The organism is Fluviicoccus sp., assembly GCF_030646115.1.
Taxonomy (GTDB): Bacteria; Pseudomonadota; Gammaproteobacteria; order Pseudomonadales; family Moraxellaceae; genus Fluviicoccus.
Window position 1 is genome coordinate 161,440 of record NZ_JAUSMX010000012.1, and the last position, 25,246, is coordinate 186,685.

29 protein-coding genes are annotated in these 25,246 nt (G+C 59.4%); 8 read left to right on the forward strand and 21 right to left on the reverse strand.

The window, feature by feature from the left end; all coding sequences use genetic code 11:
* Nucleotides 1-146: 146 nt before the first annotated feature.
* The 7 genes from Q7T36_RS09315 to Q7T36_RS09345 all read right to left on the reverse strand — a co-directional run bounded on the left by Q7T36_RS09315 (nucleotide 147) and on the right by Q7T36_RS09345 (nucleotide 8,124).
* Nucleotides 147-563 carry a hypothetical protein gene (locus Q7T36_RS09315; RefSeq protein WP_304847084.1) on the reverse strand — a complete coding sequence of 139 codons (417 nt, stop codon included), beginning with the start codon at nucleotides 561-563 and terminating at the stop codon, nucleotides 147-149.
* Between the two features lie 88 nt (nucleotides 564-651).
* Complete coding sequence (locus tag Q7T36_RS09320; protein ID WP_304847087.1) at nucleotides 652-993, reverse strand: hypothetical protein; 342 nt, start codon at nucleotides 991-993, stop codon at nucleotides 652-654.
* A 60-nt stretch (nucleotides 994-1,053) separates the two neighbouring features.
* On the reverse strand, nucleotides 1,054-2,523 hold the full coding sequence (locus Q7T36_RS09325; protein ID WP_304847090.1) for an OmpA family protein: 1,470 nt from the start codon (nucleotides 2,521-2,523) through the stop codon (nucleotides 1,054-1,056).
* A gap of 16 nt (nucleotides 2,524-2,539) precedes the next feature.
* A complete protein-coding gene (locus tag Q7T36_RS09330; RefSeq protein WP_304847092.1) occupies nucleotides 2,540-6,811 on the reverse strand; it encodes an Ig-like domain-containing protein in 4,272 nt (1,423 codons plus the stop codon).
* A 234-nt stretch (nucleotides 6,812-7,045) separates the two neighbouring features.
* Complete coding sequence (locus Q7T36_RS09335) at nucleotides 7,046-7,234, reverse strand: lmo0937 family membrane protein (RefSeq protein ID WP_304847095.1); 189 nt, start codon at nucleotides 7,232-7,234, stop codon at nucleotides 7,046-7,048.
* 18 nt (nucleotides 7,235-7,252) lie between these two features.
* Nucleotides 7,253-7,543 (reverse strand): hypothetical protein, encoded by a 291-nt coding sequence (locus Q7T36_RS09340; protein WP_304847098.1) that lies wholly within the window; start codon nucleotides 7,541-7,543, stop codon nucleotides 7,253-7,255.
* 17 nt (nucleotides 7,544-7,560) lie between these two features.
* Complete coding sequence (locus Q7T36_RS09345) at nucleotides 7,561-8,124, reverse strand: porin family protein (protein WP_304847101.1); 564 nt, start codon at nucleotides 8,122-8,124, stop codon at nucleotides 7,561-7,563.
* A 380-nt stretch (nucleotides 8,125-8,504) separates the two neighbouring features.
* Between Q7T36_RS09345 and Q7T36_RS09350 the strand changes: the two genes are divergently transcribed.
* The 3 genes from Q7T36_RS09350 to Q7T36_RS09360 all read left to right on the forward strand — a co-directional run bounded on the left by Q7T36_RS09350 (nucleotide 8,505) and on the right by Q7T36_RS09360 (nucleotide 10,826).
* Nucleotides 8,505-9,374 carry a BON domain-containing protein gene (locus Q7T36_RS09350; RefSeq protein WP_304847104.1) on the forward strand — a complete coding sequence of 290 codons (870 nt, stop codon included), beginning with the start codon at nucleotides 8,505-8,507 and terminating at the stop codon, nucleotides 9,372-9,374.
* A gap of 69 nt (nucleotides 9,375-9,443) precedes the next feature.
* Nucleotides 9,444-9,845, forward strand: coding sequence for a PA2779 family protein (locus Q7T36_RS09355; protein WP_304847107.1), 402 nt, complete (start codon nucleotides 9,444-9,446; stop codon nucleotides 9,843-9,845).
* 45 nt (nucleotides 9,846-9,890) lie between these two features.
* A complete protein-coding gene (locus Q7T36_RS09360; protein WP_304847110.1) occupies nucleotides 9,891-10,826 on the forward strand; it encodes a PA2778 family cysteine peptidase in 936 nt (311 codons plus the stop codon).
* 36 nt (nucleotides 10,827-10,862) lie between these two features.
* Here Q7T36_RS09360 and Q7T36_RS09365 read toward each other — a convergent pair whose 3' ends face one another.
* Complete coding sequence (locus Q7T36_RS09365; protein ID WP_304847112.1) at nucleotides 10,863-11,786, reverse strand: lysophospholipid acyltransferase family protein; 924 nt, start codon at nucleotides 11,784-11,786, stop codon at nucleotides 10,863-10,865.
* Nucleotides 11,787-12,021: 235 nt separating this feature from the next.
* Between Q7T36_RS09365 and Q7T36_RS09370 the strand changes: the two genes are divergently transcribed.
* Nucleotides 12,022-12,471, forward strand: a complete 450-nt coding sequence (locus Q7T36_RS09370; RefSeq protein ID WP_304847113.1) for a hypothetical protein — start codon at nucleotides 12,022-12,024, stop codon at nucleotides 12,469-12,471.
* Between the two features lie 276 nt (nucleotides 12,472-12,747).
* Here the strand turns inward: Q7T36_RS09370 and Q7T36_RS09375 are convergent, their stop codons facing one another.
* The 13 genes from Q7T36_RS09375 to Q7T36_RS09435 all read right to left on the reverse strand — a co-directional run bounded on the left by Q7T36_RS09375 (nucleotide 12,748) and on the right by Q7T36_RS09435 (nucleotide 20,769).
* The gene (locus Q7T36_RS09375) at nucleotides 12,748-13,200 is read right to left on the reverse strand and encodes a hypothetical protein (protein ID WP_304847116.1); all 453 of its coding nucleotides are present in this window, start codon (nucleotides 13,198-13,200) and stop codon (nucleotides 12,748-12,750) included.
* A gap of 52 nt (nucleotides 13,201-13,252) precedes the next feature.
* Nucleotides 13,253-13,561: a HigA family addiction module antitoxin gene (locus Q7T36_RS09380; protein WP_304847119.1), complete on the reverse strand. Its 309-nt coding sequence runs from the start codon at nucleotides 13,559-13,561 to the stop codon at nucleotides 13,253-13,255.
* A gap of 111 nt (nucleotides 13,562-13,672) precedes the next feature.
* Nucleotides 13,673-14,113: a hypothetical protein gene (locus Q7T36_RS09385; RefSeq protein ID WP_304847122.1), complete on the reverse strand. Its 441-nt coding sequence runs from the start codon at nucleotides 14,111-14,113 to the stop codon at nucleotides 13,673-13,675.
* Between the two features lie 87 nt (nucleotides 14,114-14,200).
* Nucleotides 14,201-15,016, reverse strand: a complete 816-nt coding sequence (locus tag Q7T36_RS09390) for a hypothetical protein (protein ID WP_304847125.1) — start codon at nucleotides 15,014-15,016, stop codon at nucleotides 14,201-14,203.
* A gap of 613 nt (nucleotides 15,017-15,629) precedes the next feature.
* Nucleotides 15,630-16,535: an ADP-ribosylglycohydrolase family protein gene (locus Q7T36_RS09395; RefSeq protein ID WP_304847128.1), complete on the reverse strand. Its 906-nt coding sequence runs from the start codon at nucleotides 16,533-16,535 to the stop codon at nucleotides 15,630-15,632.
* A 66-nt stretch (nucleotides 16,536-16,601) separates the two neighbouring features.
* Nucleotides 16,602-17,084, reverse strand: coding sequence for an SMI1/KNR4 family protein (locus tag Q7T36_RS09400; RefSeq protein ID WP_304847131.1), 483 nt, complete (start codon nucleotides 17,082-17,084; stop codon nucleotides 16,602-16,604).
* Between the two features lie 92 nt (nucleotides 17,085-17,176).
* Nucleotides 17,177-17,659 (reverse strand): SUKH-4 family immunity protein, encoded by a 483-nt coding sequence (locus tag Q7T36_RS09405; protein WP_304847133.1) that lies wholly within the window; start codon nucleotides 17,657-17,659, stop codon nucleotides 17,177-17,179.
* A gap of 30 nt (nucleotides 17,660-17,689) precedes the next feature.
* Nucleotides 17,690-18,373, reverse strand: a complete 684-nt coding sequence (locus Q7T36_RS09410) for a DUF1963 domain-containing protein (protein WP_304847136.1) — start codon at nucleotides 18,371-18,373, stop codon at nucleotides 17,690-17,692.
* 43 nt (nucleotides 18,374-18,416) lie between these two features.
* A complete protein-coding gene (locus Q7T36_RS09415) occupies nucleotides 18,417-18,707 on the reverse strand; it encodes a hypothetical protein (protein WP_304847139.1) in 291 nt (96 codons plus the stop codon).
* Nucleotides 18,708-18,803: 96 nt separating this feature from the next.
* Nucleotides 18,804-19,319: an Imm42 family immunity protein gene (locus tag Q7T36_RS09420; RefSeq protein ID WP_304847142.1), complete on the reverse strand. Its 516-nt coding sequence runs from the start codon at nucleotides 19,317-19,319 to the stop codon at nucleotides 18,804-18,806.
* Between the two features lie 96 nt (nucleotides 19,320-19,415).
* Nucleotides 19,416-19,694 carry a hypothetical protein gene (locus Q7T36_RS09425; RefSeq protein ID WP_304847147.1) on the reverse strand — a complete coding sequence of 93 codons (279 nt, stop codon included), beginning with the start codon at nucleotides 19,692-19,694 and terminating at the stop codon, nucleotides 19,416-19,418.
* A gap of 76 nt (nucleotides 19,695-19,770) precedes the next feature.
* On the reverse strand, nucleotides 19,771-20,256 hold the full coding sequence (locus tag Q7T36_RS09430; RefSeq protein ID WP_304847150.1) for a VOC family protein: 486 nt from the start codon (nucleotides 20,254-20,256) through the stop codon (nucleotides 19,771-19,773).
* A gap of 105 nt (nucleotides 20,257-20,361) precedes the next feature.
* Nucleotides 20,362-20,769: an SRPBCC family protein gene (locus Q7T36_RS09435; RefSeq protein ID WP_304847153.1), complete on the reverse strand. Its 408-nt coding sequence runs from the start codon at nucleotides 20,767-20,769 to the stop codon at nucleotides 20,362-20,364.
* 337 nt (nucleotides 20,770-21,106) lie between these two features.
* Here Q7T36_RS09435 and fdxA point away from each other — a divergent pair, with 337 nt between their 5' ends.
* The 4 genes from fdxA to Q7T36_RS09455 all read left to right on the forward strand — a co-directional run bounded on the left by fdxA (nucleotide 21,107) and on the right by Q7T36_RS09455 (nucleotide 25,110).
* Entirely contained in the window at nucleotides 21,107-21,445 is a 339-nt protein-coding gene (fdxA, locus tag Q7T36_RS09440; protein WP_304847156.1) for a ferredoxin FdxA, read from the forward strand.
* Between the two features lie 30 nt (nucleotides 21,446-21,475).
* The gene (locus Q7T36_RS09445) at nucleotides 21,476-22,237 is read left to right on the forward strand and encodes a ferredoxin--NADP reductase (protein WP_304847159.1); all 762 of its coding nucleotides are present in this window, start codon (nucleotides 21,476-21,478) and stop codon (nucleotides 22,235-22,237) included.
* A 66-nt stretch (nucleotides 22,238-22,303) separates the two neighbouring features.
* The gene (locus Q7T36_RS09450; protein ID WP_304847162.1) at nucleotides 22,304-24,673 is read left to right on the forward strand and encodes a molybdopterin-dependent oxidoreductase; all 2,370 of its coding nucleotides are present in this window, start codon (nucleotides 22,304-22,306) and stop codon (nucleotides 24,671-24,673) included.
* Nucleotides 24,670-25,110: an SRPBCC family protein gene (locus Q7T36_RS09455; RefSeq protein WP_304847165.1), complete on the forward strand. Its 441-nt coding sequence runs from the start codon at nucleotides 24,670-24,672 to the stop codon at nucleotides 25,108-25,110. Before Q7T36_RS09450 ends, Q7T36_RS09455 begins: the two co-directional genes overlap by 4 nt.
* Nucleotides 25,111-25,246 lie beyond the last annotated feature (136 nt).

The window sequence follows — 25,246 nt, forward strand, 5'->3', positions numbered from 1 at the left end:
TGCGGAGCCTGCCGTTCGTTAACGAATGGCGGCAGGCTCTGTCCGGCAAGACCGGTGCCGATATGTTGCATCATGGAACAGCAATTATACCGCCTGATATGGGATGTCTATCAAACAGGTGAGTGACATACAGGCCACAACGGGCGTCATTGGGTGGCGGTCGCCTTGGCGGGGGCGGGTTGGGTTAGGGGCTTTATAACGACTTGTATGTCGGGTGATGGCGGTGAATGCTCGGGAGGTGTCACCGCCGTTGCCCGCATCCTAAGGTATTCCCCCTCGGAATTCAGCATTTGCTGTTTGCCTGCTTTGACCTGCTGACGTCCTTCTTCCACTACTTTTTGCGCTTCCGCTTGTTCCTTTCTGGCGTCATCCACCCGGACTTGTCCTTTCTCCATCAGCTTATGGCCTTCGGCGACATTCTCGTTGCTCTCGTTCCATTGTTTGCCAATGTCGGCGGCCTTGTCGCCGCGAGTGGACAATTCGTCACCGAAAGTCTGCGGGGACTTGGAACATCCGGCGGCCATCATCCCGGCCAGCGCCGGGATCAGTATCCACATTTTCATGGTGAAATCCTCAGGTGGAGGAGGCGGGTTATGCCTCACTGGTAACCCGGCCGGATGGTCGCACAGGACTCCGGCCGGATTTCGCTGTTCAGGGCTGGACAGGCGAGGGAACCGGATTCGCCCGGATTTTCTGGTAGTCGGCTTCGGAGTTGAGCATTTTCTGCGCGCTCTCGTCGATCATGCGTTGGCCGTCGACCTTCATCTGCTCGCCGTCGGTCTGGTCCTTGCGGGCGTTGTCGATCATGCGCTGGCCCTTTTCAATCATTTTCGCGCCCTTGGCCTTGGCTTCATTGCTGTCATTCCATTGCTTGCCAATGGCATTGACACTATCGCCACGGGTGGAAATCTGGTCGCCGTAGCTGGGCGGGGCGCTGGAGCAACCGGCGAAGCCCAAGGCAGCCAAAACCGGAATCAAAGTCAGGATTTTCATGGTGTATTCCTCAAGTGTGTGGATGGAGCGGCGGCGGAATGCCGCCACTCCGGTTCGCCGTTATTTGGCGTAGTTGATGATGATGTTGACCCGGCGGTTTTCCTGCTGGCCTTCCAGGCTGGTGTTGTAGGCGAAGCGGCGGGTGCCGCCGAAGCCTTCAGCTTTCAGCTGGTTGGGGTTGACGCCCAGGTTGTTCACCAGGTAGTCGACCACGCTTTGCGCCCGGCGCTGGGACATGTCCATCGCCAGGGCAGCGTTGGCCTGCAGGTTGCCGGTGTGTCCTTCCACCGTAGCGCTGGCCTTGGGATTGGCCTTGAGGAAGTTCGCCACCTTGACCAGATCGCCGGTGTATTCAGGCTTCACATCGGCTTGGTCACGGTCGAATTCCATGGCCATGGCCATGGTCATGCGCGCGGGTTTTACCGTCAGCCCTTCAATGTCCGAGACACAGGCAATCACCGCATCAATCCGCCGGTTCTGCCGCTTGCCTTCCTCGGTGCTGTTGTCCACCAGCGGCCGCGTGTCGCCGTAACCCACGGCGGTCAGCCGTGTATTGACGATCTGGAAGGTGTCCGTGAGGTAGCGCACCACGCTTTCCGCCCGGCGCCGTGACAGCTCCAGGTTGTATTCGGGCGCGCCGACATTGTCGCTGTGGCCTTCAATCACGGCGGTGGTGTCGGGATACTTCTTCATGAAGGTGCCCAGCACCGACAGCCGTTCCTTCTCCTCGCGCTGGATGTCTTCCTTGTCGATTTCGAACTGGATGTCGAGAATGCTGCAGTACTGCTGGTTCTGCGCTGCAACCGGCACCACCACCAGCACAGGAGCCGGTGCAACCGCGACCGGCTCCTTCTCCAGCGGTGCAACCACCACCGGCACTTCTTCCCGCCCGCCAAAGCGGTAGACCACGCCCAGCGAGACCAGGTCGATGTCGCCGGTGTTGCCGACAGTGTCATCTATGCGGTAGCGCTCGGCTTCGGCGCGCACGCCCAGCGATTTCGTCACGTCATATTGCAAACCCAGCCCGACCTTGAAGTTCAGGTCGCGCTTGCTGCGGGACGGATCCAGCACATGCACCGATCCGGTCCCCGCAAAGCGGCTTTCGGTGTCGGCGTAGTTCACCCCGGCCCGGCCGAGCGCGGAAAACTTCTCCGTGATCGGCAGGATGCCGACGGCGTCCAGGTTCAGCCCCTTGACCCTGAGGCGGCCGTTCAGCGTGCCCGCCGGCAGGGTGGTGGCGGTAAACCCGTAATCCTTCAGGTCAAAATAGCCGCCTTCCAGCGCAAAGTTGCGGTTGAACTGGTAGCCGGCCAGCAGCTTCCAGCCATGGTCGCGTCCGTCGTCGTCTATCCCGGTGGTGGTGAAGCCGTTGGCCAGCAGGCTGCTGATCAGGCGTTCGTCATCCACGATGGCCCGGGTGTTGCCGAGGCTGACGCCGCCGTACCAGCCGGTGTCACCTGCCGCCGCATACGGGCTGGCGATGATCGCCAGCGCCAGCACGCCCCGCTTCCCGATAGTCATGAGTTTCATGGTTTTCTCCTCAGCCTTACGGGGCCGGTACGTTGATGACGGTGTTGGTCATGGTGACTGAGGCGTTCAGCCCCACCGCCCGGCCATTGAGGGTCACGATGGCCACGTTGCCGACCGTCGAGAACGAAACGGCCGCCGAGGCCATGATGTTGCCGACCATGGTGCCGCCGCCTGCCGCGTTGATCGTGGCGGAGGTGCCGACATGCCAGTAGACATTCTTGGCCTGCGCGCCGTTGATCAGGATGATGCTGCGCGGAGCACCCGGAGCGCCGACGGTGAGCGAGGTGGCGGTCTGGAACACCCAGACCGCATTCGCATCGCCTTGTGCGTCCAGGGTGAGGTCCGAACCGGTGATGCCGAAGGAACCGCCTGCCGCCTGGTAGATACCGGGTGCCAGGGTCAGTCCGCCCAACTGGCCTGCACCAGGATCGGTGCCGCCGGGCATCAGGCCCGGGGCCAGCTTGTTGAAGGCGGTCTGGGCATCAGCCCGGGCTTGGGTGGCGACGCTGCAAGCTACCGGATTGACGGCAGCAGCAGTGGGGCCGGTGGTGGACACGGTGCAGGTATAGATCTTGCCGTTCACGGCGCCTTGATTGGAGCCGGTCTGGGTGTAGATATCATTTGCTGAATCGTGGAAACCGGTGATGGCCGAGGTGGAGACCGCCGTGGTGCCGAGGTCGCCGCCAATCACGGTCAAGGTACCGGCATTGGTGGTGCCCGCGCCGCCGCCGAGATTGCCGAACGAGGCTGCTGTGCCGAGGTCCGTCCCGCTACCGCAGGGCTGGGTGCCGGTGGTGAAGCTCCAGACCTTGTTCAGGGCCAGGCCGTTTCCGGCCAGATCCTTGGCTCCGGTGGTGACGGTGGCGGTGTAGTTGGTGTTGCCCAGAAGGTCCGCCGCCGGAGTCAGTGTCGCAATCCGGTTGAGGACATCATAGGTCACGGTTCCGGCCGCCAGAGCGCCGCCACTCACCTTGAGGGTCAGGGTGGAGCTGGTGAGGGTGAACGGGTCCATGTTCTCGCTGAAGGTGGCGTTGACGGTCTTCTGCAGGCAGAGACCGGTCGCCAGATCCAGCGGGTTGACCTTGGTCACTGTTGGCGGGGTGGTGTCCGGAGCGGCACCGGTGGTGAAGGTCCATACAACATTGTTGAGCAAGGCGTTGTCCGCCAGATCCCGTGCGCCCGTGGTGGCCGTCACCGTGAACAGCGTGGCGAACGGCAGCGGGGCGTTGGGGGTAAAGGTGGCGGTTTTCGCACCGGCGGCATAGGTCACGGTTCCGTTCACCAGGGTCGCGCCGGGTCCTTGCAGGATCAGCGTGTTGCCGGAGATGGTGAGCGGGTCCATGGCTTCGCTGAAAGTGGCGATGACCTTGGCGTTGCTGGCGACAGCCGTTGCACCGTCATTCGGTACCTGCAGCGTGACGGTGGGGCGGGTGGTGTCCGGGGCAGCCCCGGTGGTGAAGTTCCAGACGTTGTTGGCAGCCATCGCATTCCCGGCCAGATCCTTCGCGCCGGTGCTGACGGTGGCGGTAAACAGCGTACCGGCCGGCAGGTTGGCGTTCGGGGTGAAGGTCAGGGTGCGTGCGGCAGCGGCGTAGTTGATGACACCGTTGACGACCGTAGCTCCCGGCCCTTTCAGGCTGAAGTTGCCGCTGACCATCGTTGCCGGGTCCATGTCTTCGTTGAAGGTCGCAATGACCTTGGCGTTGAAGGCTACTCCGGTGGCGGCGTTGGTCGGGACTTCCAGTGTCACCAGGGGTGGCGTAGTGTCCGGGGTGGCGCTGGTGCTGAAAGTCCAGCCGGAGTTGTTGGTCATGGCGTTACCGGCCAGATCCTTTGCGCCGGTGGTGACCGTCACCGTGTAGAGATTGCCGGTGGCCAGCGTGGCCGGGGCAGTGGGGGTGAAGGTGGCGGTGCGTGCACCAACAGCGTAAGTGACCGTGCCGACGATCGGGGTTGCGCCCGGGCCTTGCAGGATCACGGTGTTGCCGGTAATGGTCAGCGGGTCCATGTCTTCACTGAAGGTCGCAATGACTTTCGAGTTGGACGGAACATTGACGGCGCCGGCGGCCGGAACCTTGAGGGTCACGGTTGGCGGGGTGGTGTCGGCCGTGATGCCGGTCGTGAATGACCAGACAGCATTCCCGGTCATGGCATTCCCGGCCAGATCCTTCGCGCCGGTGCTGACGGTGGCGGTAAACAGCGTACCGGCCGGCAGATTGGCGTTCGGGGTGAAGGTCAGGGTGCGCGCAGCGGCAGCGTAGTTGATGGTTCCGTTGACGACGGTGGCGCCCGGGCCCTTCAGGCTGAAGTTGGCGCCGACCATCGTGGCGGGGTCCATGTCTTCATCAAAAGTGGCAATCACCTTGCTGTTGAAAGCGACACCGGTTGCGCCTGCAGTCGGAACCTTGAGGGTCACGGTGGGCGGTGTGGTGTCCGGGGTGGCGCTGGTGCTGAAGGTCCAGCCGGCGTTGTTGGTCATGGCGTTACCGGCCAGGTCCTTCGCGCCGGTGGTGACCGTCACCGTGTAGAGATTGCCGGTGGCCAGCGTAGCCGGGGCGGTGGGGGTGAAGGTCGCGGTGCGTGCGCCAACGGCATAAGTTATGGTGCCAACGATCGGGGTTGCGCCCGGGCCTTGCAGGATCACGGTATTGCCGGTGATGGTCAGTGGGTCCATGTCTTCACTGAAGGTCGCAATGACTTTCGAGTTGGACGGAACATTGACAGCACTAGCCGCCGGAACCTTGAGGGTGACGGTGGGCGGGGCAATGTCCGGCGCTGCGCCGGTGGTGAAGGTCCAGACGGCATTCGCGGCCAGTAACGGCGTCGCGATATTGCCGGCCAGGGTGTTGCCGGCCAGATCCTTCGCGCCCGTGTTCACGGTAGCCGTATAGACGGTGCCGGAAGTCAGGACGACGGGAGTGGTCGGAATCAGGATCGCGGTGCGTGCGCCGACCGCATAGCTGACCATGCCGGTCACCGGAGTCACGCCGGGGCCGGTCAGGGTAAACGAGCTTTCGTTCAGCGACAGCGGATCCATGTCCTCGTTGAAGGTGGCGGTGATGCGGCTGTTCAGCGCAATCCCGGTGGCCCCGGCGGCCGGAGCCTTGAGGGTGACGGTGGGACGGGTGGTGTCGGGTGCCACGCCGGTGCGGAAAGACCACACGGCATCGCTGGCGGCCGGCAGCAGGGCCGGGTCGCCGGACAGGCCGTTACCCGCCAGGTCGGTGGCGTCACTTGTGACCGTGACGGTCATCAGCGTTGAAGCAGGCAGGGTGGCCGGATTGGCGGGAATGAAGGTCGCCGTTCTTGCGCCCACCGCGTAGGTGACGGTGCCGGTAATGGCCACGTTGCCCGGACCCTTCACCAACAGGTTGGCGGTGGTCATGGTGGCCGGGTTCATGTCTTCACTGAAGGTGGCGATCACCCGTGAATTGATGGCGACATCGGTAGCACCGGTCGTGGGCACCTTGAGGGTGACCGTGGGACGGGTGATGTCCGGGGCGGGGCCGGTGGTGAAGCTCCAGCCGACGTTGGCAGTCATGGCGTTGCCCGCCAGGTCCTTCGCGCCTGTGGTCACCGTCGCCGTAAACACCGAGCCTGCCGACAGGGTGGCCGGGTTGCTGGGGGTGAAGGTCGCGGTGCGCGCACCGGCGGCATAGCTGACCACACCGCTGACGGGGCCGGCGGCAGGGCCTTGCAGGATCACGGTGTTGCCGTTGATGGTGGCCGGGTCCATGTCCTCGTTGAAGGTGGCAATGACCCGGGCGTTAAACGGCACACCGGTTTCGGAAGGGGAAGGCACTTTCACCGTCACCCGGGGCGGCGTGATATCCGGCGCCGGACCGGTGACAAAGGTCCAGACAAAGGCCTTTTCCATGGCCAGGCCGGTGGTGTCCTTGACGCCGGTGGAAATGGTGGCGGCGCAGGTGGTGTTGGCGGGCAGCACAGCGCCCGGTGCAAATGTTACCGTGCGGCTGGGCGCAACGTAGGTCACGTTACCCGCCACCGGTACACCGGCGGGGCAGGCGACGGTAAAGGCCGACGCCCCGATGGAAGCGGGGTTCATGTCCTTGCTGAAGGTGGCGGTGAGCTTGCTGTTGAGGGCCACGTCAATGACGGGCGGAGTGGAGGCCAGCGGCGCGGTGACCGTGACCGTGGGGGCGAGAGAGGCAACGCTGCCGCTCTCTCCGAAGATGGAGTCCGGACCGCCGCAACCCGCCACCAATGCACTGAGCATCAGTATCGGGAATTTGGGCAGGTGTCCGGCGTGGTACGCGATTTTTTTCATTATCGACATCCTGTGCAGGTAAAAGGAGGACCATTAAAATCCAGGGAATTTCCGTGATGAAATCCTGAGGGTTTTAATGTTCCGGAAAATAAAAGCCCAGTAATCGAAATACCCCGGGAGCACATAAAGTATTCCAAGGGTATTGTCGATCCGGACTGGTGTTCGGGTTTGACCGGAGGCGGTGTCCTGAGAGAAAAGACCGGCTCCGGTGGATAACCCGCGTATACCGGCATGCTATAAGCGACGTCCCTGTATCAGTCGCACCAGTATGACCACTACCGCAATCACCAGCAGAACGTGAATAAATCCACCCATGGTGTTGGAGGACACCAGGCCTACCAGCCACAGGGCGACCAGGACGACAGCAACGGTTTCCAGCATGGTGTTTTCCTCAGTAGTGACAATCTCCGGCGACGGGTTCAACCGCCGCCGGGCGGCTCTTCAGGACTTGAACTTGTCCTTGGTTTCGCTGAAGGTGGTCTTCAGTGAAACCCAAGCCGACTCAACGCCGGACTTGACCGATTCCCAAGCCTCTTCACTGGCGGCGCCCAGCTCCACCAGCTTTTTTTGCGCTTCATCAATGCCGTGCTCCAGGGTTTCCACCTGCTTGTGCATGGCAATCTGCGCATCTGCCGTTTCAATCTCGGCCCTGGCTTTCAATTTGCCGATATCGGCTTTCCATTCATCCAATTGCGCCTGGAATTTTTGCTTGTACAGTTCTTGAGTACTCATGACGGTTGTCCTTCAGGTTAGAAAAAGTTGTATTGCAGGGTGGCGGAGAGGTTATCGACGTCGGAGTTATCCATCGCGAAACGTTCATATTCAGTGCGGATAACCAGATGGTCGGTGACCATAAAGCGCAGGCCCAAACCCAAAGTCAGGTCAGTGCCTTTTTGATGGAGGCTGATGCCGCTGAACAGATTATCGGTTTCCCAGAACAGTGCGCCGACCTTGCCATAAGGCGTCATCGAGCTGCCCTGCATGAAATCCATGGTGGCGCCGGCGGTCCAGCCGCTGGCCTTGATGCGGTCAGTGTTTTTGTCCGCCGCGCCGAAATCAACGTATTGGGCTTCTATCGACAGCGCCTGGTTGATCTTGGTGCCGAGAATGGCCTTCCACGAGACGCGGCTTTCGGTGAGGTCATTGTTGGCGTTGGTGAAGTCCTCGCCGTTAATGCGGCCATATCCGACGCCGTAACCGATATAGGTATAGCTGCCGGGCGCTTTATCCTGATAAGCGGCCAGACTGGTTTGCGAGAACCCGGAAAGGACACACAAAGCCAGAAGTGGTATGGCGCGTTTAAAAGTTTTCATGATGAACCTCATTGGTGGATCAAGTGCGGTACGGGTCCTGTTGACCAGTGTTTCGCTCCTTGATCAGTCCTGGTCCCGGTAAAGGCCGGGAACCGTATTCGTTTTTGCTCTCAGGCATACTCGGCTTCCCACCTCAAGGAGTCTGTGCGTTAACGAACCTAAACAATTTTTTTGGGCCGGTGCGGCCATGCTGCCGCGCTCATCTCTGTTAGGCCCTGCTGCTCAATGTTTTCAGCATCACATCCGGTGGATGGGGAACCCGGGTGGGGCCTTAAGCGCGTTAGCGCACCGACACCGCCTCCGGCTGTCTCTAGTGTTCAGCCGGTACTGTTCCGGCTCTGACAATGCGGACCAACCCTCATCCCTCAAGGAAGTTTTTTATGAAGCAGCCCTCTTATTCCCGCCAGCGCATCCTGTCCTCCAGCCTGATGCTGGCCATGGCCGCCATTGGCGGCCAGGCGGTCGCCGAGCCGGTGACCCAACCCCAATCCCAAACCGCTCAGGAAGTTACGGATGCGCGCCAGGAGGCCCAAATCTGGACCACCTTCGCCCTCAGCCCTTATTTGCGCGCCAATGACCTCAAGGTCTATGTCTACAAGGGCAAGGCCACACTGACCGGCAAGGTGGATGAAGACGTGAACAAGGAACTGGCGAAGCAGATTGCCCTGGGTGTCAGCGGCATCAATGATGTGGACAACCAGATCGTGGTCGATGCCGACTACGTGCCGCCGGCGCGCCCCGCCGAGCGCGGTTTTGGGGATAAGGTGGACGATGCGTCGATTACCGCCGCCGTCAAATCCAAACTGCTGTGGAGCAAGCATGCCGAAGGTTTGGCGTCCCACGTGGAAACCAAGTCCGGGCAGGTGACTCTTCAGGGGACGGCATCCAGCGCCGCCGCCCGCGATCTGGCCGGCCGGCTGGCGTGGAATACGCGCGGGGTGGTGACGGTGGATAACCAGCTGGTGGTGCAGTCCGACAAACCGTCGGTAGCCGATAACGCCAAAAGCACGGCCAAAGAGGCCGGACGGGGCATTAACGACGGCTGGATCACCGCCAAGGTCAGGTCCACCTACCTCTATTCCAACCACGTGGACGGGTCCGGCATCAAGGTCAGCACCAGCCAGGGTGTGGTGACGCTGACCGGTAAAGTCACCAGCAACGCCGAGCGCTCACTGGCCATTGAACTGGCCAAGAACCTGCGCGGCGTGAAGCGTGTTGAAGCGAAGGGCCTGCGCTTCAGCGCCTATTGATACCCGCCGGTGCGGGTCTTGAACGGCTTGCACCGGTCGAAATTTTCTATACCCGATGGGAGCAACACCATGAACATGTACATGATGAAATCCGCGGCGGCGATGGCAATGGTTGGCATGCTGACGGTCAGCCTGCCGGTTCAGGCCGCGCTGATGGATACCGAAACCGTGATTGAACAGACCGTGCAAAGCGCCGCCTCGGTGCAGCAACGCCTGGATGTCAGCACCTTCCTGACGCGCGCCGATGTGCAGCAGCAGATGCAGACGCTGGGCGTCAGCCCGCAACAGGCCATGGAACGGGTCGCCGCATTGTCGGATAGCGAAATCGCCAAATTGCACGCCGACCTGCCGGATGCAGCCGCCGGGGGTGACATTTTCGGGGTCTTGATCTTCGTCTTTGTCGTACTGCTGATTACGGATATCCTGGGCCTGACCAAGGTATTTCCCTTCACCCGCTCCATGCACCGCTAGTCCCTGCGGGCGGCCGGGCTTGCGCCTGTCCGCCAGGTAATTGTTATGTCCGCTTTCTGGAAATGTCTGCTGTTGTGTGTGTTGCTGTCCGGTTGCACGGCGCCGCAAACCCGGCAATGGCTGGCTGACCGGGCGGCGGGCGCCCCGTCGCGGCAATTGGCGGTTCCGTTTTATCCGCAGGAAATTCATCAATGCGGACCGGCCGCCCTGGCCGGTATGTTGCAGTTCAGCGGCATGGCGGTGACCCCGGCCACGCTGACCCCCCAAATTTATACACCCGGCCGCCGTGGCAGCCTGGCGCTGGAGCTGGTGGCCGGTGTGCGCCGCCATCAACGTCTTCCCTATCTGCTGCCCGGCCGTCTGGACGCCCTGATCCAGGCCGTGAACCATGGCCAACCGGTGCTGGTGTTGCAGAACAACGGGCTGGCTGTGTATCCCCTCTGGCATTTTGCCGTTGTCACCGGTGTGGATGTTTCCCGCCATGAGCTGGTGCTGAATTCCGGCCGCACCGAAGCCATGCGCGTGGACTTTTCGACCTTTGAGCGCACTTGGGCGCGCGGCGGCTATTGGGCGCTGCTGGTGCTGGACCCCGCCACCCTGCCGGACTGGTTGGAGGCCGGGCGGGCGCTGCCGCAACTGGCGGCGCTGGAGAAATACGGTTCTGCCGATGCCGCATTGCCGGGGTACCGGCGGGCGGTGGCGTTGTGGCCGCAAAATCCGCTGGCCTGGTTGGGATTGGCCAATGCGGCGGTGCGCTTGCAGCGTCCTGCCGAGGCCGAACCGGCGTTCCGGCAACTGGTGGCGGCATTTCCCGACTTTGCCCCCGGTTTCAACAACTATGCGGATTTCCTGAAACAGCAGGGGCGGGCGGCGGAAGCGCTGCCGCTGGCGCAGCGCGCGGTGGCGTTGCAGGACGCGGATCTGACCCGGCAGACCCTGCATGAAGTGGAAGCGGTACTGGCCGAAGGCTCAGGCCGTTAGTCCGGGCCGGGTTAAGCCTCCCGGCCGCCGTCTTCTTCAACCCGCATAACGCTTTCGCCACTTTCCCCAGTTCCGTTCCCGGTCCTGTTCCCGATAGGCCCGCAATTCATCCAGTTGCCGGTAGATGGCTGCCGCCACCTTTTCCCGCATCGCCCACAACTGCGATTCGTCGGTCACATCGATCCCGACCGTGGAAATTCGTTCTCCGAAGCTGAAATACAGCGCCTGCGGCCGGGGCGCCAGCGTGGGGCCCAGCCCGCGAACCAGCGGCGGCACCGCCTCGCCATCGCGGAACAGATGCGGAACCCCCAGCACCTTCAGCGCCTTCTGTACCGGACGGCTATGCCGGAAATCATCGCCGTCGGCGAGGATGGTATAGCACTCGTCCGCGCCCAGTGAGGCGAAGGGAATGATGTCGTAGCCGTGCTTGGCCGCCTGCCGCACAAAGCCCAGCCGTTTTTTCCAGACCAGGGTGTAATTTTCATCCTTGTGATGCCACACCTCGCGCGCACCGCCGGGATAGACCAGCACGGATTCCCCGGCCTCCATCAGCTTGTCGCAGTTTTCCGGATTGGCCGGGACGACCCCGATCTTCAGCAGGAACTGTTTCCAGCCCGGATAGTCAAAATGGCCGCGATCGCCCAGCGGCCGCAGGTAGAGGCCGCGTTCATGGATCAGGTGTTCCATGAGCAAGGGCACATCCAGCAGGGCATAGAGGGTGTGGTTGCCGACGTACAGTGCCGGGCTGGAGGTATCCAGTTGCTCCATGCCCAGGAAGGTGGGGCGGAAGTAAGTCCGGGGGCCGGTCGTGGCCAGATGCTGGGCGATGGATGGCCAGGGTTTGAAGTCGTGGATGATGTCCGGTTCCGGCGCGGCCTCGCGGGCATGGCGTCGTTTCCGCATGGCGACCACCATACCGGCGGTGGCTGCGGCCGCCGCCGCAGCGGCTGTGAGTTTCATGGGGCTTAGCCGGATCATGACCGGGTTCTCCTGTGTGCTGCTGCCTGACAGGGTGGGGAGCAGGGATGGGTTTAACCATACACGGGATATGGGAATTATCAAGGTTTCAGATGGGGGGAGGCGCTAACAAGCGGGTGGCTTTCCGGCGTTCCGCCACGCGCGGTCATCGGCACTTTGCCCGGCGAGTTCCCTGTGCCAGACTGCAAGTCCCGAAGCCTTTTTCCCGGAGCCGTCCATGCCTTTCACCCTGCCCCCGCGTGACACCTGGATTGACCATACCAGCGATATCCGCACCGATATCGATGCCCTTTATGCCTTGCTGTCCGACATTGACCGCTGGCCGGACTGGACTCCCGGCCTGCGCGCCATTGTGCGGCGGCGGCAGGGGGTTGCCACTCCCGGGGATGCGTTCCTGATGGTGCTGGAGGCGCCGGTGATCCGGGCGTTGGCGTTGCCCTGCACGGTGTACCGGAATGAGCCAAATTATCTGGAGTGGGGTGGCGGGGCGTTGGGGTCGGTGATCCGGCATTCGCTGGAGTTGACGGTGATCGATGCCAATACCACGCGTCTGCGGCATGTGGAGTATGCGACCGGTCTGCTGGCGGTGATGACGCGGCCGGTGGCGCGGTTTGCGCGCGGGCATGATTTGCGGTGGTCGGAGGCGATTGAGGGGAGGTTTCGGTGAGGTGGTTGATTGTGGGGTGACGTCGGCTTCTTCCGATTTCTATTTCTTCGCGGCGGCGTAGGGCGTCCGCCTGCCGCGGGCCCTACTTTTGGTCTTGGCCAAAAGTAGGCAAAAGCCGTGTCCTTCGCCAAAACTCGCTCGCCGGGTGGGCGCTGCACCTCCGGCGGTATTTCGGGGCTTCGTTGGCGGGCGTGGGGGCTCGGACAGTTGGCTGCGGACGGCGGGGGCTGGCGGTTTATTGTGCTCTGACCCCCGGTTTCCGTCACCGGTTTCCTGTCATAAGTGCCGGCAGATGACGCGCAGCTTTGTTCCAAGAATCAGCTCTAGTTCCCGTTTGAATTTTTCATCCAACTTGCTGATTTTGGGGTTCATCACATCGATTGCAAAGCGACCAAATCCCTGAGGCCATTCATAATCAAGGTCATTTAGTGTTGATTCCTTTCCACAACAGGGCGCTGTGTAGGCAGCAACCTTGAAACCGTCTTCGTAATCTTCATCCATGCGGTCTTGCCACCATTCAAACGGGATATCAGCGCCGCATGATGGACAACAGATACGCCCGAAGTTGCTTCCGCAGTTGAAGAAAACCACCCTCTCAGAAACTTTGATCTCGATTTCATCCGCTGTAGGGGCAATCTCAGCTAACCGTTCACGCGCCTGTCGCTGATTTGCCGCATCGGGAATAAACCGGGGGTGCTCCGGTACAAGTTCTATCCAGTTGTCGGACATGCGGCCACCTCCTCAAGAAACGGTTTATTGTGCTCTGACCCCCGGTTGCCTCTCAAGCCGCCTCCGTCTCCCTTGGCTTCACCTGCTCTGCAATCCTCTCCCCAGCCTCCAATTCCGCCACGCGCAGGTCATACGCGCTTTGCAGGTTCAACCAGCTGATCGCATCCGTGCCGAAGTAGCGGGCAAGCCGAAGGGCGGTGTCGCCGGTGATGCCGCGCCGCTCCCGGACAAATTCATTGATGCGGGCCGCTGTAACACCCAAGGCGTTGGCCAGGGCATTGGCGCTCAGGTTCAGGGGCTTCATGTACTCCTCGCGGAGTACCTCGCCGGGGTGAACGGGGCGCATGCCGTTGGTGAACATGGCGGTTTCTCCATTGGGTCGTGGTTAGTGGTAGTCCACGATTTCTACATTTTTCGGCCCATCGGTGGTTCATAGGAAGTGGCGTTTATTTTGCCCTAGCCCCGGTTTCCATTAGGCTGTGGCTTGCGCGAGAATGTATGCAACTCGCTGCTTATCAAGAGCAACCCAAGATGTTTGACCCTGCAAGAAGGCGCCTCTGACGTCCTCAATCTTCATGACCATATTCAGAAAACCAAGCCATGGCATACCGACGTAGCCACCAGCCACAAGTTGACTGATGGCCTGTGTGGCCGCTGGGGCCCATGCACCGTTGCCTGGAAGCTCTACGGTTTTCAGGACCAATTGATCTTCAGTTCGAGTTACATAGGCCTCCCCCGGCTTTGCAGCCGACGGAACTGAACTTCTGACGACTGGCACGAAGACTTCACGATCTTTCAGGAGCAAATACAAGAGATGAAAATCGGCATCCCTTTGGTGCTCGGCCACATCAAAGATTAGCTGCTCAATGTCTCGCTCATCATTCTTAGTCTTTCTTTTGAATATTGAGAACACAGTTTCTCCTTAACCTATCGAATGAGTTTGAGATGGGCGGCGGCATGATCCAACTTGAAGGTAGACCACTACACAGTCCAGAGTGACTTACCTTCCAAAGGCTGCAGCCAAAATGAACCTTGAAGCTCCATATATATCATTGAGCTTCCTGTCACTCGATAGTACTCCGTCGAAGTATGTAGAGTAGGCCGCCAGATAGGAATCGACGACATCATTTCTCAGGCGCTCGGGTCTTGCGCCGCCAGCCCCTCCAACGCTTATCCACCATAGAGCTAGAACACAGTTACAAAGAGACGCTCTGAAGATATAGGTGTTCGTGAACTCATCACGTCGGGGAAACTTATGGACCATTGGATGTTGCTCCATAACATCAGCTGAAAGCTCCATGCAGAAATTCACGATCTTTACGGCCATGTCTTTCGAGAAGGCCACCCCAGATCGAAACGCCTTTAGGTCACTATTGGAAAACTGAGTCGCTATGCCCTCATAGGCTTCCGGCGACCCCCTTACACCCTCTAGCACGACTTCAAGCTGCTTCGCTGCATCTGCAGAGAGCCGTTCTAGCTCCCTGGTATATTGCCTGTCGCCGTTATGCGCCGCCTCGACCACGTGGTAGAACAAAGGAAGTTCAGCCGATTGGCGTTCATCTATCAGGCGACGCTGGAGCCCAGCCAGCCTTCCGGAGAGACCGCATACGGTCGCTATCTCCTTTAGGACTAAGGCCTGACCAGGAAATTCAGACAGCACCTTTGTTGCTCGGTATAACGCGTCAACTCCTCCCGAGTTGTACAACTCCATCGCCATGTAGTCTGTGAGCACCACACGATATGCAGGAGATCGTGAGAGAAAGGCCCGGAGGAGCTTCTCGTCTTGAATGAAGTTTGTGTCAGCGATCTTTTTCATGCAGCAAAGCTGCCAAGGTAAGCCGGTCCGGAGCACCGAAGGTGCGGATGGCGCAAACATAGGCCATGAAAATGCCGAAGGCATGGCCATTGTTGGCGTCCGATTGACCGCCCAGTCTGGCCGCATTCAATGATGACTAAAGAGCTGTTAAGTTGGCTTGCGAAATAGAGCTTCACGATAGCTCCAAGCGCATTCTGGACTCCTTCGCCTCAGGCATTTGCAAGAACGCCCTCCAAGCACATAGTGCTCGGCGGTATTCGCTAAGGCTGAACCGACCAGCCGCTGGCTCTGGCTCTTCCTCAATTATGATTTCAACTTGCACACCATGAGGCCAGAATGTTATGCAGGTGTCATTGAAACCGAATTCCTCTGAAGATGAACTTCCATTGGCTACTGAGTCGAGGAGATGGATTATGGTGTCGCAGTCGATAACCTCATGCGCCATCATCGAAAGAGCAGCACAAAGATAGCGAGAGTACCTTGCTTCCTCCTTCCCGTGAGCAACGGACATGCGATGCCATACATCACCCAATAGGGGATGTTTTCCACCTTGTTCACACCAAAACTCGATGGGTGTCAGATCGTCCGGCATATTCGTGTGGTCCAAAGTGAGTCAAGTCCCGCCTTTCGCATATAAGCGTCTTGCAAGAACCTCAATTTCCTGGCGCATTGCAAGCAACTCTGCCCATTCCGGGGGTATTGCAGAAGCACCGTAAAACGCACCGGCAATCTGCCCGGTAATTGCTCCTGTGGTATCTGCATCATCACCGAGGTTCACGGCCGCCAATACTGCAGCCTCAAAGGATTCGGTGTTGAAAAAGCACCACAGTGCGGCCTCGAGTGACTGAACACAGTACCCGGAACCTACCAATGCAGAGTACGGCTTCTGAAGAAATGCCCCCTGAGCAAGCTGTCGCACCTTTGGTTGAAGCAGGGCATGCGCGGTTCCCGTCAGTAACTCATTCTTTGGTATGCCCGAAAGTGCTCGATGAATCAGCTGCGAGAAAAGCTGACAGCACTCAATTGCCTCGGCAGCACCATGCGTAGTCCTGGAACTATTTGCAGCCAAGAGAGCAAGAGTCTCTGGATTTTTGTATGCGAACAGCACAACGGGTGCGAGTCTCATCAACGATCCATTGCCTGCACTAGCCGGATCTGGAGAACCCGCATATGGTTCTCCAGTGTTCTGAAACTTAATGAGCGCCGCCCGAACGGTATTCCCAATGTCGAAGCAGGACCCTGTAGAACTTAGATAGCCCCACTGCCACCAATTCAAATACCTCGCCATTTGATCTCTTGGATCGAAAGCAGACTTCTCCACCAGACTTTCTGCGAGACAGAGCGCCATGGACGTATCGTCAGTCCACTGGCCTGGATTCAGGTGAAACAGGCCTCCGCCAGTCATTCCAGTTACAGGCTTAAAACTACCGCGCGGAGAAAACTCCACGGTTGTTCCGACTGCGTCTCCACAGGCTAACCCCATCAGGGCTCCAACATATTTCTCTTCGAGTGAATTCATGTGCCTACTTCTGCGCGAGCATCAGAGTCGGGGTATGTTCCCTGTTTCTCTTTGCTTTGTTGGGCGTTACCATCCCTCTGAATCATCTTCTTCCAGCCGTAAGAAGAAGTCCTCGAAGGTATCAGCAACCCGGACGGTATGCGGTCCATCAGACCACTCAACATCAACGAAAGTAACCGCGGGCTCTCCTGTGGGACCACACTCGCTATAATCGAGCATGATCGCAGTGTGACCTTCTGACGAAATGACGACCCCTATGTCTGGGTAACCCCATTCCTTAATGAAATAGGAACTTCCGTACTCGCCATCGATAGCCTCGCGGTAGCCAATGCCAAAGAGTTCAGGCAGAACGATGAATCGTCCTTGACCAGGAATTTCGTAGCCCGTGTCAAAAGAAACTGGGGTGACGTAGCCCCCGTTGCGCATGCGGAGAACTCGTAAATACGACTCTGGCAGCTTGTATCCAAGTTTTTTCTCGGCGTGACGTACCATCTCGATTGTTAGAGACGAATTTGGTTCTTCGCCGTCAAGGCCGTACAGTTCCGCCATACGTTTCTTCTCCTGTTGCCCAACGAATATTTATCCATCGCTCCCGAGGCTGTTTGGAGGCGATCGGCGCTTATTGTGCTCTGACCCCGGTTTCACCCCTGGGCCAACCCCTTGGTTTCTTGCCACCAGAAAGTTCCGGGAATAATGGCTTTTGGGTCAATGCCAGTAACCGCTGATTGAAAGTTATCGGGACCATCCTCGCCCATATACGCCAATAGGCACTCAGCCAATTGACCAACGCTGCAATTCACAAACTGTTGCGTTCTAAAGCGGTCGTCATGGTCAAACAGCCATACCGACTCGGTAGCCTTTTCAACACAGAATGGATTCCCGGCTCCATCGGAACCAATAACCATGGATTGCGAGAATCGCTCTCGCTCTGCCGATGACCAATCAGTAGGTGAGCCAAAGACTTCATGAATTGGCAATGGTGTTGCCGCAGCGTTGAATGTTAAGCATGGAGCGGCATCGCTTGGCAGGATATCTGAACCAAATTGCACCATTTGGCTCGCAATTCCTTCAAAACCAAGCTCCCGTTCTTTGTTGGCCCAGCGCTCAGCGAATGATGTTACCAATGGGTTCTCCTGACGGATAACGGGTTATGTCTAATAGCACTGCCACGAGAGAGCCCATTCGTCTTCCCTGCCTGGAGTTGTACCTCGCCCAATGTAAGCGACTCCACTATCTCCCCACATCCAGTTGCCTTTTCCCGTTGAATCAATTTGAAAGACGAACTCCGGCGAGGCCGGGTGCTTGTTCCATGGAGCCCAGAAGATTTCTGCTTGGATTAGCGTTGGCCAGCCGCCTAATTTGAAGCCACGGATATTTTCGAAAAGGTCGCTGTAGCGTTCTGCTACGTCTTCTGGAAGATCAATTGGCACATCCTCCCAACAAGGGAAGTCCTCGTGGAAGACACTTGGCCGCATTGGGAGAGCCTTGATGGGCGACTTGGTATCCCGCTGTGCGAGCGGAACCAAGGTATCTGTGTTCTTGTATGCACGAAGGCTCCAGTTTTCTCCGTTGGGTACATCGATCGGAAGATCATCAGGACCAATGAACACCGTAATCAGATCAACGTCCGCTAAACGTTTTGGCCGGAGAGGAAGACTGCGAACATTGATTTGGCAAAGGGCGTGCATCGGCTTTCCGTCAAATTCGGGCCATGATTCGCCCTGAGCGCATACGTTTATGCGCCCAAACCAACTCTCGAATGGGTCGTCCGAGGGTCTAAATCCACCAATCTTCATCTGGACGCCGGAGCGGGCAAGTTTCTGCTTTAGATCATCCATTGCACGGACCAATTAGGCATAACGTTAAATGGGGCGGAAACACTCAGTTGGACTGGAAGACCGACCTGGTTTCATAGCAGCCCAAGCAAATGAACACGTAGATAATGCCGCAATCAGCAAGACACATGCTGTCGCCAGCGGAATCCAACTGACCATAGAAGGTCATGACATTGCCAGATGTGCATCCCGGAACATCTTCACCCTGAATCCAGTCCGGATCACCACCGAGTTTAGAGCGCTGTCCGACGTTGCCGCCAGCGTACTTAAAGCCAACGACGTCTCTCGCTTCGTTGGAGGCAGGACTTAACTTCAGCGGAAGTTCCGGATATTTCATTGATGCTTCCTTGGCGAGCAGCGTTCGTCATAACGGGAGGGGTTGGGCGACGCGCCGAATGCGCGTTGACCAAGACAGTCCGTGTTGATGGCGTAGTTAACCAGCATTGTCACCTTCAGCAGAAACCCAGGCAAGGAATCCTTTTGTGGCGAGAGTGAACGCAGACAGCCCTACAAGGACAGAATTGAAACCGCCTTCGTCATCGACGAACAGGATTCGCAACTGCGAATCGCGCCTGTGAATGAAAGATTTCGTTCGATCGAACGACTCGCCGCCATTCGTTAGAAAGTCGAACTTGAAGAAGCGTTCGGCATCGCTCGTTACCTGCTCGTTCGACCGATCGTCGTCGAGGTACAACGCTCGGTCGAGGAAGTCGAAAGCCTCTCGTGCCCCCAATGCGCTTAGCAAGGGTTCGTCCAGAGCCTCCATTCGTGCGAGCAAACTTTGCAGGTGACCCTCAGTGACATTGAGCATGCAGGCTGGTTCCGATATGTCACCGAGGACCTGCCCTGCAGCCCAAACACACATCCGACCAAAGACCCTCCGTCGCTCGTTCTTCAGCGGGTCGTGGTAGCACTCATACCCGAAGTTCTCTTTGTCACCGATGATCATTGTGTCTGGCTAACTCTGAATTAAATGGACCTGCTCGCGCAGAATCGGGGCCTGTCCTCAATTTCTCGCTACTTGTTTTCCAAGCCATCGTAATGACTACAAGTCAAAGGCGACAGTCAGGCGCCACACCGTGACGCACAGGGTTGCAATACCGATGAGCTCGACGGTAATTCGAGTCAGGGTGGTCGCCTCATGCTCACCCGAGAATCCTGCGTCAGGAAGCTTTCCGAAAGAAAACAGGCGGCATACCAGCCAGCCGATCTTCCAGCCTAACGTGTCGAAGAGAAACTCTGACCAAAGCCAAATGATGGCGCGAAAAATGCCAACGATGACGGAAGCAATGGGGCGCAACGGTAGGTCGTCGAGGTCCGGCACAGCTAGCTCTCTGGGGTGGAAAATTAAGGGGCTTTATGGAGCCGATCAGTTTCAATGCCCGATTGCCAGTCGCCGCTCAACCGCGAAGCGCTGCCTCAATGACACTGATGTCGATTTTGGTCATTTCCATCATCGCCTCGAATGCCCGCTTGGCAGCAGCCGGGTCGGGGTCGGCAATGGCTCTGGTCAGAACCTCGGGTGTTATTTGCCATGACAGTCCCCACTTGTCCTTGCACCACCCGCAAGTGCTTTCCTGACCGCCATTCCCGACAATGGCATGCCAATAATGATCCGTTTCGGCCTGATCGCTGGTTGCAACCTGGAATGAAAAGGCTTCGTTAGGTGTGAATGCAGGCCCGCCATTGAGCCCGAGGCAGGGGATACCCATGACCGTGAATTCCACGGTCAACACGTCGCCCTGCTTCCCCGACGGATAGTCTGCTGGCGCGCGGTAGACGGCGCCGACGGAGGAATCTGGAAATGTATCGGCGTAGAATCGCGCTGCCTCTTCAGCGCCGCCGTTGTACCAAAGGCATATCGTGTTCTTGGCGGGTATCGGCATGTCTTTTCTCCATTGGACAGAAATTTCCGAGTCTGGTACGCCCCTTCGCTGGGTCATGCTCAAAATAGGCTTTTGTGATCTGACCCTGATTCCACTCTGATTTCACTATTTCAAGCCTTCGACGTGGCGGGCGAAATTAGTCAGGATAGCCTGCCAGCCACCCTGTTGCTGCTCCAGGGAATGGGACTCTTCAGCGTCAAAGACAACTGTTACGGTGACCCCGTCAGGAGCTTCAGTGAACTCGACCCTTGCACTCCGGTCTCCGAAGGAATACTCAAGCAGCCGGTTGGGAATGATATTGGTATAGGTGCCTGCGAAATCAAAGCCAAAGCTCCCATCCTTGGCCTCCATCCTGGATGAAAAGACGCCACCCACTCGGAGATCAACGCTGGATTGAGTGGTGTGCCAATCATCAGAGGCGGCATTCCATAGGACGATATCTTCCGGCGTTGTGTAAGCCTTCCAGACGAGCCCGATCGGTGCGCTGATATTTTGTTCGATCGTGATTTTCATGTTTCCTCAAACTCCTTGGCAACCTTTGAATTCAAACCAAAATCACACATCTTTAATTCCCGTCCGTCGCTCGATCCTACCCCCAAACCACCCGGAATCCAATCCCATTCAAGCACGCTTGACGTGATCAGCAATGCCTCTAACCCCCCGGCGCTCTGGTCCGTTCGGGCCAACTTTATCTCCCTCCGTTGACATAGTTCCAAAAAAGAACCTACTATGACTCCCGTACCCCGGAAGCTGCCTTACCCATGTCAATCGTGTGGTCTTGCATGCTAAGATATACCCCATGGGGTGTACGGCCAAAACCGCTACACCCGGCGCCGCCGCAGGAGTCACCATGACCTTCGTCGTTCTTGAAGATTGCATCCGCTGCAAACACACCGATTGTGTGGAAGTCTGCCCCGTCGATTGTTTTTACGAAGGCCCCGACTTCCTCGTCATCAACCCCGACGAATGCATTGACTGCGCCCTTTGCGAACCCGAGTGCCCCATCGACGCCATCCGCGCCGAGGACGAAGTGCCCGCCGACCAGCAGCACATGACCGCCCTCAACGCCGAACTGGCCCGGCACCCGAACTGGACGCAGATCACGGAGTCCCGCGACCCGCTGCCCGACCACGAACAGTGGCGCGGCAAGCCCGGCAAGCTGGCTCTCCTGGACCGCAACGGCGCCTGAGTTTCTGTCTATCCTTCCGGAGCCTTACCGATGTCCTTCGCCAAAGAAACCGTGCAGACCGTCCACCACTGGAACGATACCCTGTTCAGCTTCACCACCAGCCGCGATCCGTCCATGCGCTTCCGCACCGGCCAGTTCGTCATGATCGGGCTGGAAGTGGAAGGCAAGCCGCTGATGCGTGCCTACAGCGTGGCCAGCGCCACCTATGCCGACCAGCTGGAGTTCTACAGCATCAAGGTGCAGGACGGTCCGCTCACCTCACGCCTGCAGCACGGCGATACGCTGCTGGTGTCGAAGAAGCCCACCGGCTCGCTGGTGATCGAGAACCTGAAGCCGGGCGGCAACCTCTACCTGCTGTCCACCGGCACCGGCTTGGCGCCGTTCATGAGCGTCATCCACGACCCCGATTTCTACGAAGCCTTCGACCGCATCATCCTCACCCACGGCGTACGCGAGGTCAGTGAACTGGGTTACCACGACTACATCCTCAACGAGTTGCCGGAAAACGAGTACATTGGCGAACTGGTGAAGGAAAAGCTGATGTACTACCCGACGGTGACGCGTGAGCCGTTCCGCAACCAGGGCCGCCTGACGGACCTGATCCGCAGCGGCAAGCTGTCCGACGACCTGGGCCTGCCGGAGCTGAATCCGGAAACCGACCGGGTGATGATCTGCGGCAGCCCGGCGATGCTGGCCGAGCTGGTGGAAATATTGAAGGAACGTGGCTTTAGCGAAGGCACCAGCCGCGATCCCGGTGACTATGTGATTGAACGGGCGTTCGTGGAGAAGTAATCCCGATGCCCGGCTAACCCTTCCCTCCGGCTGCCGGGGGGGAACCCACACCCAGGGAGAACCCCCATGACCGCCATTGCCAAGGTACAGGACGGCCCCGCCGCCGTACCCGCCAACGCCGAGAATCTCGCCACCGCCTGCGCCCTGTGCTCGCACAACTGCGGCCTGCGCGTGGATGTGAAGGACAACAGGATTGTCGAAGTGCGCGCCGACGACAGCCATCCGTCCACGCAGGGCTATTCCTGCAACAAGGCCTACGCCATCGCCCACTATGTTGACCACAAGCAGCGCGTGCAGCACCCGCTGAAGAAACGGCCGGACGGCACCTTTGAGCGCATCAGCTGGGATCAGGCCATTACCGAGATCGCGGCGAAGCTGAACGCCATCCGCACGGCACATGCACCGCGTTCCATCGCCTTCGCCGGGCTGGGCGGGCAGGGCAACCATTCCGCCGGTCTCGGCGGCATTCCGTTGATGTACGGCATCGGCACGCCGATGGTGTTCACCGCGCTGGCGCAGGAAAAAACCCAGCACTGGCTGAACGACCGCCGCATGATTCGCGGCACCCACGACCTCTATCTGGTGCCGGACAAGCATCACGCCAAATTCATCCTGCTGATGGGCTCCAACCCGCACATCAGCAATCAGGGCGCCAACCCCAAGGAGGCGCTGAAGGAGCTGTTCCGCGATCCCGAACGGCGGCTGGTGGCGGTTGATCCGCGCATCAACGAAACCACGCGGCTGGCCGACCGGCACCTGCGCATCAAGCCCTCGGGCGATGTCTTCCTGCTGCTGGCGCTGGCCGGGGTAATCGTGCAGGATGGCTTGCTGGACCAGGAATTCGTGCAGTCCAAGGTGCAGGATTTCGAGCGGCTGGGCGCGCTGTTCGCACGTGTCGACATTGCGCGCATGGCGCTGCTGAGCGGGCTGGACGAGGCCGATATCCGCGCCACCGCCCATGAGCTGGCCACCACCAGACCGGCCTGCATTTCCATTGACCTGGGGCTGGAGCACGCCGAGCACAACACCATGACTTCCTTCCTGGTGCGCGTGCTGTTGCTGATGACCGGCAACTACGGGCGCAAGGGCGGCAACTTCTTTGTGCAGCTGTTCGGGCCGAAGATGCCGTACATGAAGGCGATGACGCAGGCGCTGGCGTCGTCCATTGAAGGCATTCCGGCGGTGCTGCCGATTCCGCAGTTCCCGCCCGCCATCCTGCCCGAGGAAATCACGACTTCCCACCCCGACCGCATCCGTGCGCTGATCTGTGATGGCGCCAATCCGTTGTCCAGCTATCCGGACACCCATCGTTTCCGCGAGGCCTTTGCACAGCTGGAACTGCTGGTGGTGATCGACCCGGCGATGAGCGAAACCGCGTGGATGGCCGACTATGTGCTGCCCGCGCCGACCGGTTACGAGAAATGGGAGCTCTCGATCTTCCCCAAGGACATCATCGCGCCGCAGGTGCGGCCGCCGGTAGTCAGCGGCCCGGCGGAAGCCTTGCCGGAGGTGGAAATTTATTACCGGCTGGCGCGCGCCATGGGCATTGTCCCGGCTGCGCCCGCCTTCCTGCACACGCTGGCGCGCAAGGCGCATACGCCGCTGGGCATGGCCGCCTATATGGCGGCGGTCAACACGGTGGCGGCGGCGGGCATTACCGGCGGTGTCGGCAACGTGGTGGCGCGTTCCGCCTACCTGACTTACGAGACGCTGGGGCCGACACTGCCCAATCCGATGCTGGCCTACATCTGGCTGGCGGTGCTGGGCTACGCTGCCACCCGCCGCGCGCAGATCGTGCGTGCGCTGCCGGAACTGGCCTCGGTGCGCAATCCGCTGGCGCTGGCGCTGACGCTGTTCCATAAGCTGATTGACCATCCCGAAGGCGTGCTGCTGGGCTACTACAACGTCGAGCGCAACCTGGAGGACGTCAACGGTTTCAAGGACGGCAAGGTGCGGGTGTGGTTTGCTGATTACGCCCGCGACCTGGAGCGGCTGATGGGCGCGGAACCGGAGAAGGTCGACCCCGAGTTTCCTTTCGTGCTCAACGGCGGCCTGCGCACCGGTTTCACCGCCAACACCATCATGCAGGACCCGGCCTGGCGCAAGGGCAAGGGGCCGCATGCGGCGCTGTATATGGCGAAGGAAGATGCCGAGGCGCTGGGCCTGCAGGCCGGGGAGCCGGTGCGGATCCGTTCGCGCCGGGGCTCGGTGACCGCGCCGGTGAAGATTGATGCGGGCACGATGGCGGGGACCCTGCATCTGCCGAACATGCTGGGGCAGCGTTATCCCGATCCGGTGACCGGCGAGTTGAAGCAGACCGGTGTGCCGATCAATGAGCTGGTGGATTTGATGGATCGTGATCCGTATACCGGCTGTCCGCATACCAAGCGGATCCGGGTGCGGGTGGAGAAAGTCGTTACGGAGGTGGCCGCATGAAAACCATCACCGTCCACCATATCTTTAACGCGCCCATTGATGCCGTTTTTGAAGCCGTCACCAACTCAGCGCGCCTGCCTTCCGTGTTCGGGCAGGGCATCCGCATGGTCAGCCCGGCCGCCGGGCCGGACCCGGACGGCGTCGGCGCCATCCGCGAAGTCAACGCCTGGCCGGTGTGGTTCCGCGAGGAAATCACCCGCTTTGAACGGCCACACCGTATGGATTACCACATCATGGAAGTGCGGCCGCATTTCGAGCATCTGGATGGCAAATTCCTGTTTGAAACCGTACCGGGCGGCACGCGGGTGACGTGGACGACCACCGTCCGCTTTCTTGGGCCCTTTGCCGGGTTGAAGGCGGCGCTGGCCGGGCCGCTGACGGCGACGACGTTCAAGGCGGTGCTGGTGGCGGTCGACAAGCTGATGCCTGCGGGTTAACAGGGTGGTGAAAAACCCTCTGCCGGTCGCTGCCTGATGATGCGACAATAGCACAACATTTCCTGAAATCGACACCCGTCCCATGCGTGGCTCCGACACCCGGCAGGGAAGCCTGTTCAGCTATGTGAACCTGGAC

Excerpts from the sequence above, each read along its gene's own strand:
- Q7T36_RS09455 (WP_304847165.1), top strand. The coding sequence starts at position 24,670 with ATGAAAACCATCACCGTCCACCATATCTTTAACGCGCCCATTGATGCC.
- Q7T36_RS09390 (WP_304847125.1), bottom strand. The coding sequence starts at position 15,016 with ATGAAAAAGATCGCTGACACAAACTTCATTCAAGACGAGAAGCTCCTC.
- Q7T36_RS09415 (WP_304847139.1), bottom strand. The coding sequence starts at position 18,707 with ATGAAATATCCGGAACTTCCGCTGAAGTTAAGTCCTGCCTCCAACGAA.
- Q7T36_RS09410 (WP_304847136.1), bottom strand. The coding sequence starts at position 18,373 with ATGGATGATCTAAAGCAGAAACTTGCCCGCTCCGGCGTCCAGATGAAG.
- Q7T36_RS09375 (WP_304847116.1), bottom strand. The coding sequence starts at position 13,200 with ATGTCCGACAACTGGATAGAACTTGTACCGGAGCACCCCCGGTTTATT.
- Q7T36_RS09450 (WP_304847162.1), top strand. The coding sequence starts at position 22,304 with ATGACCGCCATTGCCAAGGTACAGGACGGCCCCGCCGCCGTACCCGCC.
- fdxA (WP_304847156.1), top strand. The coding sequence starts at position 21,107 with ATGACCTTCGTCGTTCTTGAAGATTGCATCCGCTGCAAACACACCGAT.
- Q7T36_RS09430 (WP_304847150.1), bottom strand. The coding sequence starts at position 20,256 with ATGCCGATACCCGCCAAGAACACGATATGCCTTTGGTACAACGGCGGC.
- Q7T36_RS09370 (WP_304847113.1), top strand. The coding sequence starts at position 12,022 with ATGCCTTTCACCCTGCCCCCGCGTGACACCTGGATTGACCATACCAGC.
- Q7T36_RS09350 (WP_304847104.1), top strand. The coding sequence starts at position 8,505 with ATGAAGCAGCCCTCTTATTCCCGCCAGCGCATCCTGTCCTCCAGCCTG.
- Q7T36_RS09420 (WP_304847142.1), bottom strand. The coding sequence starts at position 19,319 with ATGATCATCGGTGACAAAGAGAACTTCGGGTATGAGTGCTACCACGAC.
- Q7T36_RS09345 (WP_304847101.1), bottom strand. The coding sequence starts at position 8,124 with ATGAAAACTTTTAAACGCGCCATACCACTTCTGGCTTTGTGTGTCCTT.
- Q7T36_RS09355 (WP_304847107.1), top strand. The coding sequence starts at position 9,444 with ATGAACATGTACATGATGAAATCCGCGGCGGCGATGGCAATGGTTGGC.
- Q7T36_RS09435 (WP_304847153.1), bottom strand. The coding sequence starts at position 20,769 with ATGAAAATCACGATCGAACAAAATATCAGCGCACCGATCGGGCTCGTC.
- Q7T36_RS09330 (WP_304847092.1), bottom strand. The coding sequence starts at position 6,811 with ATGAAAAAAATCGCGTACCACGCCGGACACCTGCCCAAATTCCCGATA.
- Q7T36_RS09315 (WP_304847084.1), bottom strand. The coding sequence starts at position 563 with ATGAAAATGTGGATACTGATCCCGGCGCTGGCCGGGATGATGGCCGCC.
- Q7T36_RS09380 (WP_304847119.1), bottom strand. The coding sequence starts at position 13,561 with ATGTTCACCAACGGCATGCGCCCCGTTCACCCCGGCGAGGTACTCCGC.
- Q7T36_RS09365 (WP_304847112.1), bottom strand. The coding sequence starts at position 11,786 with ATGAAACTCACAGCCGCTGCGGCGGCGGCCGCAGCCACCGCCGGTATG.
- Q7T36_RS09395 (WP_304847128.1), bottom strand. The coding sequence starts at position 16,535 with ATGAATTCACTCGAAGAGAAATATGTTGGAGCCCTGATGGGGTTAGCC.
- Q7T36_RS09325 (WP_304847090.1), bottom strand. The coding sequence starts at position 2,523 with ATGAAACTCATGACTATCGGGAAGCGGGGCGTGCTGGCGCTGGCGATC.
- Q7T36_RS09340 (WP_304847098.1), bottom strand. The coding sequence starts at position 7,543 with ATGAGTACTCAAGAACTGTACAAGCAAAAATTCCAGGCGCAATTGGAT.
- Q7T36_RS09400 (WP_304847131.1), bottom strand. The coding sequence starts at position 17,084 with ATGGCGGAACTGTACGGCCTTGACGGCGAAGAACCAAATTCGTCTCTA.
- Q7T36_RS09320 (WP_304847087.1), bottom strand. The coding sequence starts at position 993 with ATGAAAATCCTGACTTTGATTCCGGTTTTGGCTGCCTTGGGCTTCGCC.
- Q7T36_RS09360 (WP_304847110.1), top strand. The coding sequence starts at position 9,891 with ATGTCCGCTTTCTGGAAATGTCTGCTGTTGTGTGTGTTGCTGTCCGGT.
- Q7T36_RS09445 (WP_304847159.1), top strand. The coding sequence starts at position 21,476 with ATGTCCTTCGCCAAAGAAACCGTGCAGACCGTCCACCACTGGAACGAT.